This is a genomic window from Bacillus cereus, assembly GCF_007678085.1.
Lineage (GTDB): Bacteria > Bacillota > Bacilli > Bacillales > Bacillaceae_G > Bacillus_A > Bacillus_A cereus_BE.
Genome location: NZ_VEDW01000005.1, coordinates 230102 through 243204, shown reverse-complemented (window position 1 = coordinate 243204; position 13103 = coordinate 230102). Strand labels below are relative to the sequence as shown.

Genomic DNA, 13103 nt, shown 5'->3' with positions numbered 1-13103 from the left:
TTATTTATTTTCAAGAAGATAAGCTTTTAAAGCCTCTTTCCAATCTTGTAAAGAGCTAAATCCTTCATCTTCAATTTTTTGTTTACTTAATACTGAATAATGTGGACGTGCTGCTGGTCGAGGAAATTCCTCTGTTGTCACCGGATTCACCTTAACATCTATGCCTGCTTGATTGAAAATCTCTACAGCAAATTCATACCAAGAACAAACCCCTGTATTTGTCGCATGATATATACCGTACCTTTCAGAACGAATTAATTCAATCATAAAACGTGCCAAATCTACTGTATATGTAGGTGAGCCTATCTGATCATGAACAACACTAATTTCATCATGCTCTTTTCCTAAACGTAGCATCGTTTTCACAAAGTTATTTCCAAATATCCCAAACACCCAAGCTGTACGTACAATAAAGAATTTATCTACATATTGTTGTACAAATGTTTCACCTGCTAATTTTGTTTCACCATAAACCCCCAATGGTTTTGTAGGTTCACTAGTTTCATAAGGACTTTTTGCTGTACCATCGAAAACATAGTCAGTACTAATGTACAACATTTTCGCCCCTATTTCTCCTGCAGCTTGCGCTAAATACTTTGTACCTAGTCCATTTACTTTATAAGCAGTTTCTGCATCTTCTTCTGCCGCATCAACATTTGTATAAGCTGCACAATGCATAATTGCATCTGGCTTAATTTCATTTATATAAGCTTGTACAGCCTCATTATTTGTTATATCTAACTCTTCACGATCAATACCGTATACTTGTAAGTCTGTATGTTCTAATTGTTTCAAAACATCTTGTGCAAGTTGACCTTTTGCTCCTGTTACAATAACTTTCATTTACTTAACCTCTAATCTATTACCATATTGATTATCAAAGTATTCTTGGTATTCTCCAGAGATAATATTCTCCCACCAGTCTTGGTTTTCTAAATACCAGTTAATTGTTTGTTCAATTCCCGTATCAAAGTTATATTTTGGTGACCAACCTAACTCCTCACGAAGTTTTGTTGCATCAATTGCATAGCGGCGGTCGTGTCCTGGGCGATCTTTCACATATTGAATTAAAGATTCTGGCTTATTTAACGCTTTTAAAATTGTTTTTACAATTTCAATATTTGTACGTTCATTATTTCCACCAACATTATATACTTCACCATTTTTACCTTTATGAAGTACCAGATCAATAGCTTGACAATGATCTTCAACATGTAACCAGTCACGTACATTTAATCCATCGCCGTATACAGGTAACTGCTTATTATTTAATGCATTAATAATCATTAATGGAATTAATTTCTCAGGGAAATGGAATGGTCCATAGTTATTAGAGCAACGTGTAATATTAACAGGTAAACCAAAAGTTTCATGATATGCACGAACTAGTAAGTCTGCCCCAGCTTTACTTGAACTATATGGACTATTTGAAGCTAAAGGTGTTTCTTCTGAGAAATAGCCTGTATCGCCTAAAGTACCATATACCTCATCTGTTGAAACTTGCAAATATTTCTTTACTTGTGCATTTTTTGCTGCATCTAATAGCACTTGAGTTCCTTGAATATTTGTTTGAATAAATATATCTGGATTAGTAATACTTCTATCCACATGTGATTCTGCTGCAAAATTTAATACATAGTCAAATTTTTCTTCTTCGAATAGTCGATTGATAAACTCGCGATCAGCTATATCACCTTTAACAAATTTATAATTAGGTAAGCCCTCAATCTCTTTTAGATTCTCTAAATTACCTGCATACGTCAATGCATCTAAATTGACAAGATTATATTCAGGGTATTTCTTTACCATATAACGTACAAAATTACTTCCAATAAATCCTGCCCCACCTGTTACTAATACTTTCATGTTGCTCCTCCTTAATTTTCATATACAAAATTAATATTTGCTTCTTCCAACATTGGATGTTTGTTATCTTTATCCGATAGTATTGGATTACTTACTGGCCAGTCTATTCCTAGCGCTGGATCGTTCCATAAAATACCAGAATCATGTTCTGGAGAATAATATTCATCTACTTTATAAGCGACAGTTGAATTAGGTACCAATGTACAAAAACCATGTGCAAACCCTTTTGGTACAACTAGCTGACGCTTATTATGTTCACTTAAAATAACACCCACCCATTGACCATATGTAGGTGAACCTTTACGAATATCAACCGCTACATCATAAATGGCACCAGTAATACAACGAACTACTTTTGTCTGTGCTTTAGGATTTAATTGAAAATGTAAACCACGTAATGTTCCAACAGGCACTGACAATGATTGATTATCTTGAATAAATTCATATTTTAAACCTAACTTATCAAATGCATCTTTATTATAACTTTCCATAAAATATCCGCGATGATCTCCAAATACATTTGGCTCTAAAATAAGTACATCAGGAATTTTTGTCTCAATAATCTTCATACTTAATACTCCTTTATTGATAAATTGGTTGCTTCTGCTTACTTTGCTCTGCCAATTTCATTAAATATTGACCATATTGATTCTTTTTCATAGGCTCTGCTAGAACTAATAATTGCTCTCGATTAATATATCCTCTTCTAAAAGCAATTTCCTCTAAACAAGCTACCTTTAAACTTTGACGTTTTTCAATTGTTTCAATAAATTGTGATGCCTCTAATAACGATTCATGCGTACCTGAATCCAGCCATGAGAAGCCACGTCCAAGAATCTCTACATTTAATTCATTTGCTTCTAGATATACTTTATTGATATCTGTAATCTCTAACTCACCACGAGCTGATGGTTTAATATTTTTAGCAATCTCTACGACTCTATTATCATAAAAATAAAGCCCAGTTACTGCATAATGAGATTTAGGATTTTCTGGTTTTTCTTCAATAGATATAGCTTTTCCATTCTCATCAAACTCAACTACTCCAAAACGTTCTGGATCATTTACATAATACCCGAAAACAGTCGCTGCATTTTGACGTCCTACAGCATTTTGTAGTAATTGAGTTAAGCCATGTCCGTAAAACATATTATCCCCTAATATTAGAGCGACTGAATCATCACCAATAAAATCTTCTCCAATAATAAATGCCTGCGCCAATCCATCCGGTGATTCTTGCACTGCGTATTCAAGGTTAATTCCAAACTGAGAACCATTCCCTAGGAGCTCCTCAAAACGTGGTGTATCCTGTGGCGTAGATATAATTAAAATATCCTTGATTCCAGCCAGCATTAATACTGATAATGGATAGTAGATCATTGGTTTATCGTATACTGGTAATAATTGTTTTGAAACAGCTGTAGTAAGTGGGTACAAACGAGTTCCACTTCCTCCGGCTAAAATAATTCCTTTCATAATCATAAATCTCCTTTATTATAAAATTAATAAGCACCCTTACGTAAAATTACATTTATAACTGTAAAAATTATAATCTTAATATCAAAATATAAAGAAGCATTATCCACATAATGAAGCTCTAAATCTACTCTTTCTGGATAACCAACATCACTTCTCCCACTGACTTGCCAATATCCTGTAATACCTGGTTTAACAGATAAAAACTCACGTTCTCTATGACCGTATTCCTTTAACTCTTCTTTTACCACCGGCCTTGGACCAACCAGACTCATATTACCTTTTAAAACATTAATGAATTGAGGTAACTCATCTAAGCTTGTTTTTCTCAAAAACTGTCCTAATTTAGTAATGCGAGGGTCTTCATTTGGTTCTAATTTATAATTATTAGCAACATATTTTTTATATAATAGTTCATTTTCTTTTAATTTTCCCTCTGCATTTACAATCATTGAACGGAATTTATAAATGTGAAATTCTTTACCGTCCTTGCCCATTCGTACTTGTTTAAAAAATACAGGTCCTTTATTATCCCCCCACATATAAAAGATTGAAATTACGATGAAAATTGGGGAGAAAATCGCTAACCCTATTATAGCGCCTATAAAATCTAGCATTCTTTTAAAAAACAAATAAATTATACTTTGATTTTTTATTACCAGCTCTTTCGATTCAACTGGAGTACCTACTATTTTTCTGCTTTCCAACTTTATCTCCCCCCTTTTATAAACATCTCTGCTTTTACAGTCTCACTAATATATTCTAACAATCTTTCCCTTAGTTCCACATGCTGCAATGCCATTTCAATCGTAGTCTTAATAAAACCAAATTTTTCTCCAACATCATAACGTGTTCCTTCAAAGTCATACGCAAATACTCGTTGAATTTCGTTTAGGTGTTGAATCGCATCTGTCAATTGAATTTCGCCACCTGCTCCTGTTTCTTGATTTTCGAGGAAAGCAAAAATTTCTGGTGTTAATATGTAACGACCCATAATCGCTAAATTAGATGGTGCTGTTCCTTGAGCTGGCTTTTCAACAAATTGACGTACTTGATAACGACGGTCATTTTGTTCAATTGGATCAATGATACCGTAACGATGCGTTTCATTTTCAGAAACTGTTTGTACACCAATAACTGATGATTGTGTCTTTTCATATTGATTCATCAATTGACGTAAACACGGTATTTCTGCTTGGACAATATCGTCACCAAGTAATACCGCAAATGGTTCATTCCCAATGAATTTACGTGCACACCATACTGCATGTCCCAAACCTTTTGGTTCTTTTTGTCTTATGTAATGAATATTAATTCTTGATGATGCTTGTACTTTTTCAAGGATTTCATACTTTCCTTTTTCTAGTAGGTTTTGTTCTAGCTCAAAAGAATGATCAAAATGATCTTCAATTGCGCGTTTTCCTTTACCAGTAACAATTATAATATCTTCAATTCCTGATTCTATTGCTTCTTCTACAATGTATTGAATTGTTGGTTTATCAACAATCGGTAACATTTCTTTCGGCATCGCCTTCGTTGCTGGTAAAAACCTCGTTCCAAGACCTGCCGCTGGAATAATAGCCTTTCTTACTCTTTTCAAATTTTACCCCCCTATTGGTATCAAAATATTATAATACACAAAATAAAAAACCTACCTCTATAGTCATGTTTATAACTCCACAGGTAGAGTTTTTACCAAAATAAACCACGGGCATCTAACCCAACCTCACGTCATACTCCCGACGACAAGCGTCTAAGGTAGGCACGAAATAAAATTTCTACCCACAGCACGACCGAGTGCCCCCGTTGATAACGGTTAGGAGACATCACCAGTTTACTATTTAGAAGATACCAAATAATTTTTTACGACGGATTTGTTCTGGATCTTCTTTATAAATTACCTTCCCGCTAATTAATAAGTACGGATTTTCTTTCAAATCATTCATAACGCTCGTTCCAAATTCTTTCTCAATTAGTTCATAACCTTCTGCTAAATGGAATCCTCTTGATGTTGTATTATGTGCATCCGATGCGATCATATGCGTTAAATTATGTTCCACAAGCTGCAGCGAAAACTTTTTGATTTTTTTACCAAACTTACCTAGTAAACTACCTGCTGTTACTTGTGTTAAAGCTCCTTTATTTACAAGGTTGTATAACTTATCTGGTCTCTCCATTAACTCGGCATTACGTTCTGGGTGAACGATAATTGGAATCATTCCCTTAACACGTAGTTCATATAATAATTGTTCTGCATAACGAGGTACGTGATTTGATGGAAATTCAATTAATATATATTTGTTTGTTTCATTTAAGGTAACGATTTTACCAGCCTCATAGTCTTCTAATAAATCACCATATAACCTGACCTCTTGCCCTGGTAATATTTTTAGTGGAATTTCATTTTGTTGTAGTTCATCATTTAATTGGTTTACTTGATGAAGAATAGAAGTACGCTCATTTATATATTTTCCGTTTTGGTGATGTGGTGTTGCGACGATTGTATGTATTCCTTCTTGGGCAGCCTTTTGGGCCATCGCTAAACTATCGGTTATTGTTTGTGCACCGTCATCGATGCCAGGTAAAATGTGACAATGTAAATCAATCATTCTTTGCATCCTCCCTCTCATATACAAACCTTTTTTCCCTTGAATATGAGGCATGTCTCATATTCAAGGGAAAAAAGGAGATATGGCCTTGCCATATCCCACTTTTTAATTAATTAGCACCATAATAATAATATAAGCCTTGTTCACGTTCACGATCATTCAGAACTACACCTAAAAGCTTACCTTTTGCCGATTCCAATAATACTTTTGCCCTTACTGCCGTTTCTTTCTCTGTCGATTCACTACGAACAACAAGAATTGAAGCATCACATACATTTGCCATAATTTGCGCATCAGTAACTGCCAAAATTGGTGGTAAATCAAAAACAACTAAATCGTACAGGCTATATGCTTGTGCAAGAAGCTCTTGCATTGATTTTGATCCTAACAATTCTGCTGGATTTGGTGGAATTGGACCACAAGCTAAAAAGTGTAAATTATCTACAGCTGTCGTTTGTACACATTTTTCTAAACGTTCACTATGTGTTAATACGTTCGTTAATCCGAAAATATTATCTACTTGAAACATTTGATGCATCGCTGGTTTACGCATATCTGCATCAATTAATAGTACTTTCTTTCCTTGTTGTGCAAAAACAACTGCCATATTTGCTGTCGTCGTTGTTTTTCCTTCACTTGGGTTTGCCGACGTGACCATTAATGAGTGTAAATTCGTATCAACAGCTGCAAATTCGATATTCGTTCGAATATTACGATATTGTTCTGAAATTGGTGATTTCGGTTGTTGATGAGCAATTAATTGACGACGTTGACGATGATTTTTTTTCTTTTTAAATAAATTAAGAGCCAATTGTTTGTCCCCTCACTTTTCTTGATGATGGAGCATGCGAATTTATATTTTTTGTTTCTTCATCCATACGAGCTACAATCCCTAATACTGGTAATCCAAGTAAGTTTTCTACATCTTCTTCTTTTTTCACAGTGTTGTCTAAGTATTCTAGTAAGAATGCAAGTCCAACTGAAGCCATTAAACCAACAATGAACGCAATTACTATATTTAACATTGGACGTGGTTTAATTGGGGATTGCTTTTCTACCACTTCTGCCTTTGATAATACAGTAACGTTATCAACACTCATGATTTTCGCTATTTCGCTTTGAAATACTTCTGCAATTTTATTTGCAATGGCACTTGCTGTTTTTGGATCTTTATTCTGAACTGTAACAGCAATCACCTGTGAATCCTTTTCATTTGTAACATCAACTTTTTTGGTTAACTCCTGTATCGTCTCCTGCAATTTCAATTTCTCTTTCACTTGTTCTAAGATTACAGGACTCTTAATAATAACCTTATATGTATTCGTTAATTGTATATTTGTTTGAACTTCCCCAATCTGTAATGCAGTTCCCTCTTGCTTCTTCTGATTTACAAGGATTTGTGTTGAAGACTGATAAATCGGTGTCATAAAGAAAAAGCTAATAATAGCACTTATAATTGCCACCGCAAATGTAACAGTGAGGATCATTGCTAAACGTTTTTTTAAAATATGAAATAACTCTTTCAAACTAATTGTTTCTTCCATAAGTTCCTCCAACTTTCTAAAATTTGCACATAAGAAAAATTATAACATATTCATCTTATATTTTTTTATTTTAATAAATTATTTAATACAAGCTCATAACAAACAAATATAATCTTACAAAATAATCTTAAATATGACAACACATTCCAACGAATTTCCAAAATTTCCATTATATCATGCTTTTCATATAATGTAATAAAAAATTTTATAAAAATTCAAAAAAAGCCGACAAAAATATTTATCGACTTTCCCATTTACTATTCTATACATTATTTTCTAATAATATCCATATTGTTCTTTTTCTTCTTTTTTATCGTTTAAGACGACACCAAGTAATTTACCGGACGCTTTGTCTAATATTTGCTTCGCTTTTACAATTTTATCTTTTTCTGTTTTTTCACTGCGTACGACAAGTACGATTCCATCGCATTTGTTCGCTAGTATTTGTGCATCGGTAACCGCAAGAACCGGTGGTGTATCGATCAAAATAATATCAAACATGTTATATGCTTCTAGTAATAGATCATCCATTCCCCGGCTACCTAATAGTTCAGCTGGGTTGGGCGGGATTGGACCTGCTGCCATTAAGTATACGTTCTCTATATCTGTTTTTTGAATGCATTGCATCAGTTTCGCTTGTCCTGATAATAAGTTCGTTAATCCATTTGAATTGTGAATGGCAAATAAGTTTTGAATCGTCGGCTTACGCAAGTCAGCTCCGATTAATAAGACTTTCTTTCCTTGTTGGCCAAAAGCAACTGCTAAGTTTGCGATTGTTGTTGTTTTTCCATCGCCTGGATCTGCCGAGGTAACAATAATAGAACGAACATGACTATCTACAGATGTAAATTCAATATTTGTACGAATGTTACGGTATTGTTCTGCAATACGTGATCTTGGCTCTTTATGCGTAATTAATTGTCGTAATGATTTTCTTTTCTTTCTTCCGAACATATTCATAATCTCCTTTTGTGTAAATTGCGACATTTCTCCTTTTTCTCTCTCTATGCTCGATTTCATACGTCTAATTAATATTTTGTATCACTGATTTCCCCACATCTCATCTTAATCAATATCATTCTACTTTGTCTTATATGAACGCCTTTACAATATGACAATGACTTTACTTCTTTTCTACCCTTATCGTTTATCCTAATTTTCGAATAAACAATAAAGTAATTATATGGGAATTACTTTCCATACACAAGTAATCTTCTGACTAGTTTGCATTTTATTGATTACACCAATATATATTGGAAATAAAAAAATCTCCTTGCATTTTCACAAGGAGATTTTTTATTATCTTTATTCTTTTTTATCACCAATCGCAAATGTAATTTCAGCTTCACATGCAACTTCACCATCTACTGTTGCGATTGCTTTCCCTTTTCCGATCGGACCACGTACACGTGTCATTTCTACTTCTAGGCGAAGTTGATCACCTGGACGTACTTGTTTTTTGAAACGACAATTGTCGATACCAGCGAAGAAAGCAAGTCTTCCGCGGTTCTCTTCTTTTTTTAATACCGCAACTGCTCCGACTTGTGCTAATGCTTCTACAATAAGTACACCAGGCATAACTGCATAGTCAGGAAAATGCCCGTTAAAGAATTCTTCGTTTGCGGATACATTTTTAATTCCAACCGCTCTTTTTCCTTCATCTACTTCTAATATTTTATCAACAAGTAAAAATGGATAACGGTGAGGAATGATTTCTTTAATTTGTTCTATATTTAGCATATAACAATCGCCCCTTTTGTAATATTGGTCTTACCACTTGGACATATTGTTTATTATCCCATTTTGTTTATTGTTTGTCATTATAAAGTGAAACTTTAATCAGTGTGTGCCCTTTCCCACTAATTATTAGCCTTCACCAATCGGGCTTTTACGGGCAGTTGATCTCCTACCTAACTCCCTTGCATTCGCTACATTTTGAGGGGGGAGTCTTACTGCCCGTTAATGCGGGGGAAGGTGAAACTTTACTATCTTTTCAGCTTTATATATAAAAAAATGCACACACTCTATTCCATTAAAATAGTTGCATATTCTTGCAACTGACACGGAGGTAGAAAAGAGTGTATGCCCAAATTAGGGAAAGGCAATATGTATTAAAACATTATTTGCCTTAATGTCGTATTCGACTCATTATATTATAAACGTTTTCAAATAAGGAAATATTAAATTTAACCATATATATGAATATTTTACCTATTTCCTTCGTTTTTCTTTATTTTTCTTCTATTTTCTCAATAAATCAAAATAAAATAAAAAAATAAAAGAATAAAAAAACAAAAAAAGAACTACGGTTAACACCTTAGTTCTTTTCATCTTCCCCGCCTTTTGCGAGCTAATAATAAGTGGGGGGATGCCCCCACTTATTAAAGTTTCACTTTATCGTAATGCACGACGTGGTAATTTATCAATATTCTCTAACATAATACCTGTACCAACCGCAACGCAGTGCATTGGGTTTTCAGCAATTAATACTGGTACTTTTAGTTCTTCTGCTAGAAGCATGTCGATACCGTGTAGTAAAGCTCCACCGCCTGTTAGAATAACACCGCGGTCGATGATGTCCGCCGATAATTCTGGTGGTGTGCGCTCTAGTACGCCTTTTGCAGCTTGTACAATAACAGCTGCATTTTCTTTTAATGCTTCTGTAATTTCTTCAGAGCATACTGTAATTGTGCGTGGTAAACCTGTTACCATGTCACGTCCGCGAATTTCAAGTTCTTCGCTACGTGCACCTGGGAATACTGTACCAACTTTAATTTTAATATCTTCTGAAGTACGTTCTCCGATTAATAGCTTATACTTACGTTTAATGTAGTTTAAGATCTCCATATCAAACTTATCGCCAGCCATTTTGATAGAGGAAGAGGTAACAATATCACCCATAGATAGTACAGCGATATCTGTTGTACCTCCACCAATATCAACAACCATATTACCGCTTGGTTGGAAGATTTCCATACCAGCACCAACTGCGGCTACTTTTGGTTCTTCTTCTAAAAATACTGTTTTACCACCTGAACGTTCAGCAGCCTCACGAATTGCTTTTTGTTCTACTGATGTGATATTTGTTGGACAACAAATTAAAATGCGAGGTTTTGAAAAGAAGCTCTTTACGTCCAATTTGTTAATGAAATACTTTAACATTGCTTCTGTAATTTCGAAATCTGCGATTACACCATCTTTTAGTGGACGAATTGCTACAATATTACCAGGCGTACGTCCCACCATACTTCTTGCTTCTTCACCTACTGCTAATACTTTACCTGTGTTACGATCAATAGCAACAACAGATGGCTCATTTAATACAATACCCTTACCTTTAACATGGATTAATACGTTAGCCGTACCTAGGTCAATTCCGATATCTCGCGCAAACATTCCCGTTTTTTCCTCCTCGATATTCAAAATCAGGCTACACCCGAATTCTTTTACACCTAATTTCTGATTTTATCATAAATTTAACAGAAACGTAATATTCGCAAAAAGAATTCTTCTGAAAAATATTACCGAATTGAAACGGAATGTTTGCGATCGCATATTTATTGACGTACTGGCTTTTCTACATCTTCTTTTCTATACTTTTGTTTTGTTGCTTCTCCGCCTCTTAAATGACGAATAGACTTATGATAATCAAGAATTTCTTTCACTTCATTTGCGAGCTCTGGATTAATTTCTGGTAGACGTTCCGTTAAATCTTTATGGACTGTACTCTTTGATACCCCAAATTCCTTTGCAATGACACGCACTGTCTTTCTTGTCTCCACGATATACTTACCAATCTTGATAGTTCTCTCTTTGATGTAATCGTGCACACCACTCGCCTCCCTAAATTGGATGTGAGAAGTGTGAAATGAGCCTCGCTGCATACGACTAAGAAGTAAGTGTGAGTGCTGTTTGTAAGCGTTAAACATTCTTGGATTTATAATGAAATGATTCACGATTTCTCACCTCAAACACTCTCTTTGCTTTGGTTTATACCATTGTATTGCCCGCACTACTGATATATGCTACATGTTCACTATTTTTGCGGACTAAGTTAAGAAAAATTACGTTTTTTTGTGAGAAATACGTTAACAGTGACTATTTTGGCGAAAAAAAATGACGCCTTGTATATAAGGCGTCATTCTTCTCTTTCCAACTCTTCTTCTAATAACTGATGGTGGGGAACCTCTTTCTTACCAGCAATGTAATAATATAAGGTGAATAAAACAAACAATAAAATAATAGCAGTCGACAGAACAAACAAAAATGACACAGTATCCCCTCCCTTTTGTAATATATATTCGAGAATCTCGTCATTTTTCCTTGTTATTGCAACTTTTTTCTCGAAATTGAGTATTTTTATATAAAGTGAAACTTTAATCAGTGGGCGCCATTTCCCACTGATTATTAGTTGAACCAATCGGGCTTTTATGGGCAGTTGACCCCAACCTAACTTCTTAGCTTTCACTGAATTTTAAAGTAGGGGTCTTACTGCCCGTTAATGCGGGGTAAAAATAAAAAAATCAGCTCCCCTAGTGGGAACTGATTTTTTCACTTTCTTATTCTTGTGAAGAAGAACTGTTAGATGATTCTGTAGAACCATTTGTTGATTTTTCTTCTTTCTTCGGTTCTTCTTTTTTGTCACTAGTCGAACCGCTAGTTGATTTCTCTTCTTTTTGAGACTTATCTTCTGTTTTACTTTCTGGTTTCGTGCTCGTTGACTTTTCTTCTTTTTGAGATTTGTCATCAGCTTTTTTACCAGAAGCGTTCGTTGCCTTTGCAGCACCTGCATCAGCTTTAATTTCTGCTACTGACTTATTTAAATAGCGCTCAGGGTTCACAGCCACGTTGTCTTTACGCACTTCAAAGTGAACGTGAGAACCTGCTTCTTTATTCATTGCACTTAGACCGGATTTTCCTAATACTTCACCTTGTACAACTCGTGCACCTTTTTCTACTTTTACACTGCCTAAGCTTTGATAAGAAGCTGCTACACCATTTCCGCTATCAACTGTTACAACATAACCAAGAAGTGAATCTTTTTCAGCTTTCGTTACTGTACCGCTTAAAGCAGCAGCTACATTGAATTCTTTTCCATTCTTCGCAGCAATGTCAATTCCTTTGTTTGGGGAATATGTGTTGTTATAAAAGACAAGTGCTTTTTCTTGTTCCGCCTCAGTTGCTGCATCTTCATAGAACTTCTTCTGTACGACTACTTCCACACTCGCGGCAGCTGGCATTTTCACTACTTCTGAAGATTTCGTTACTGGTACTGCTGGATCTTCCGATTGTGTATACGGTGTTGCTTGATCTTGGTTCGGAGTCTTCTTCGGATTAGCTCCTTGGAACCATAGCGCAACCATTAAAATTACCGCTGCACAAGCAATGTATAGTGCCGGAAACACCCATCTTTTTTGAAATAAATGTACTACCTTTTGCGACTTTTTATTATTTCTTCCTCGCATTCCATCATCACCTCAGCAATCATTTTGAACAATATTCACGTATCCTATACAACGTATAACTAATTACTTTTCGACAAAATCTGTAAAAATATGTATAAGAATTGTAAAATTTCCGAGGAAATGATTGAAAAAAGAAAAAACTG

Annotated in this window: 15 protein-coding genes; all 15 read right to left on the bottom strand. The window is 34.8% G+C overall.

The annotated features are described in order from the left end of the window. The 15 genes from rfbD to FS742_RS21545 all read right to left on the bottom strand — a co-directional run bounded on the left by rfbD (position 1) and on the right by FS742_RS21545 (position 12960). Positions 1–843: a dTDP-4-dehydrorhamnose reductase gene (rfbD, locus tag FS742_RS21615; RefSeq protein ID WP_144614979.1), complete on the bottom strand. Its 843-nt coding sequence runs from the start codon at positions 841–843 to the stop codon at positions 1–3. Next, entirely contained in the window at positions 844–1866 is a 1023-nt protein-coding gene (rfbB, locus tag FS742_RS21610) for a dTDP-glucose 4,6-dehydratase (RefSeq protein WP_144614977.1), read from the bottom strand. A gap of 11 nt (positions 1867–1877) precedes the next feature. Beyond that, positions 1878–2435: a dTDP-4-dehydrorhamnose 3,5-epimerase gene (rfbC, locus tag FS742_RS21605; protein ID WP_144614975.1), complete on the bottom strand. Its 558-nt coding sequence runs from the start codon at positions 2433–2435 to the stop codon at positions 1878–1880. Between the two features lie 13 nt (positions 2436–2448). Continuing rightward, positions 2449–3342 carry a glucose-1-phosphate thymidylyltransferase RfbA gene (rfbA, locus tag FS742_RS21600; RefSeq protein ID WP_144614973.1) on the bottom strand — a complete coding sequence of 298 codons (894 nt, stop codon included), beginning with the start codon at positions 3340–3342 and terminating at the stop codon, positions 2449–2451. Positions 3343–3368: 26 nt separating this feature from the next. Then, entirely contained in the window at positions 3369–4049 is a 681-nt protein-coding gene (locus tag FS742_RS21595) for a sugar transferase (RefSeq protein WP_144614972.1), read from the bottom strand. Between the two features lie 2 nt (positions 4050–4051). Next, positions 4052–4942: a UTP--glucose-1-phosphate uridylyltransferase GalU gene (galU, locus tag FS742_RS21590; protein ID WP_144614970.1), complete on the bottom strand. Its 891-nt coding sequence runs from the start codon at positions 4940–4942 to the stop codon at positions 4052–4054. A gap of 241 nt (positions 4943–5183) precedes the next feature. Then, positions 5184–5951, bottom strand: coding sequence for a tyrosine-protein phosphatase (locus FS742_RS21585; protein ID WP_144614968.1), 768 nt, complete (start codon positions 5949–5951; stop codon positions 5184–5186). Positions 5952–6060: 109 nt separating this feature from the next. Then, complete coding sequence (locus FS742_RS21580) at positions 6061–6762, bottom strand: CpsD/CapB family tyrosine-protein kinase (RefSeq protein WP_144614966.1); 702 nt, start codon at positions 6760–6762, stop codon at positions 6061–6063. Continuing rightward, the gene (locus tag FS742_RS21575; protein ID WP_144614964.1) at positions 6752–7495 is read right to left on the bottom strand and encodes a YveK family protein; all 744 of its coding nucleotides are present in this window, start codon (positions 7493–7495) and stop codon (positions 6752–6754) included. Before FS742_RS21575 ends, FS742_RS21580 begins: the two co-directional genes overlap by 11 nt. A 276-nt stretch (positions 7496–7771) precedes the next feature. After that, on the bottom strand, positions 7772–8449 hold the full coding sequence (locus FS742_RS21570) for a CpsD/CapB family tyrosine-protein kinase (RefSeq protein WP_144614963.1): 678 nt from the start codon (positions 8447–8449) through the stop codon (positions 7772–7774). 351 nt (positions 8450–8800) lie between these two features. Continuing rightward, complete coding sequence (gene fabZ, locus FS742_RS21565) at positions 8801–9235, bottom strand: 3-hydroxyacyl-ACP dehydratase FabZ (protein ID WP_000931959.1); 435 nt, start codon at positions 9233–9235, stop codon at positions 8801–8803. Between the two features lie 654 nt (positions 9236–9889). Beyond that, positions 9890–10891, bottom strand: a complete 1002-nt coding sequence (gene mreB, locus FS742_RS21560; RefSeq protein ID WP_000457986.1) for a rod shape-determining protein — start codon at positions 10889–10891, stop codon at positions 9890–9892. A gap of 161 nt (positions 10892–11052) precedes the next feature. Further along, entirely contained in the window at positions 11053–11325 is a 273-nt protein-coding gene (gene spoIIID / locus FS742_RS21555) for a sporulation transcriptional regulator SpoIIID (protein WP_000544012.1), read from the bottom strand. 308 nt (positions 11326–11633) lie between these two features. Next, positions 11634–11768: a hypothetical protein gene (locus FS742_RS21550; RefSeq protein ID WP_000008903.1), complete on the bottom strand. Its 135-nt coding sequence runs from the start codon at positions 11766–11768 to the stop codon at positions 11634–11636. Positions 11769–12054: 286 nt separating this feature from the next. Then, the gene (locus tag FS742_RS21545) at positions 12055–12960 is read right to left on the bottom strand and encodes a stage II sporulation protein SpoIIQ (RefSeq protein WP_144614961.1); all 906 of its coding nucleotides are present in this window, start codon (positions 12958–12960) and stop codon (positions 12055–12057) included. Positions 12961–13103 lie beyond the last annotated feature (143 nt).

What these genes read in the sequence shown, in the direction of transcription:
- rfbD (WP_144614979.1), bottom strand. Translation starts at nt 843, where the DNA reads ATGAAAGTTATTGTAACAGGAGCAAAAGGTCAACTTGCACAAGATGTT.
- rfbB (WP_144614977.1), bottom strand. Translation starts at nt 1,866, where the DNA reads ATGAAAGTATTAGTAACAGGTGGGGCAGGATTTATTGGAAGTAATTTT.
- rfbC (WP_144614975.1), bottom strand. Translation starts at nt 2,435, where the DNA reads ATGAAGATTATTGAGACAAAAATTCCTGATGTACTTATTTTAGAGCCA.
- rfbA (WP_144614973.1), bottom strand. Translation starts at nt 3,342, where the DNA reads ATGAAAGGAATTATTTTAGCCGGAGGAAGTGGAACTCGTTTGTACCCA.
- FS742_RS21585 (WP_144614968.1), bottom strand. Translation starts at nt 5,951, where the DNA reads ATGATTGATTTACATTGTCACATTTTACCTGGCATCGATGACGGTGCA.
- FS742_RS21575 (WP_144614964.1), bottom strand. Translation starts at nt 7,495, where the DNA reads ATGGAAGAAACAATTAGTTTGAAAGAGTTATTTCATATTTTAAAAAAA.
- FS742_RS21570 (WP_144614963.1), bottom strand. Translation starts at nt 8,449, where the DNA reads ATGTTCGGAAGAAAGAAAAGAAAATCATTACGACAATTAATTACGCAT.
- fabZ (WP_000931959.1), bottom strand. Translation starts at nt 9,235, where the DNA reads ATGCTAAATATAGAACAAATTAAAGAAATCATTCCTCACCGTTATCCA.
- mreB (WP_000457986.1), bottom strand. Translation starts at nt 10,891, where the DNA reads ATGTTTGCGCGAGATATCGGAATTGACCTAGGTACGGCTAACGTATTA.
- FS742_RS21545 (WP_144614961.1), bottom strand. Translation starts at nt 12,960, where the DNA reads ATGCGAGGAAGAAATAATAAAAAGTCGCAAAAGGTAGTACATTTATTT.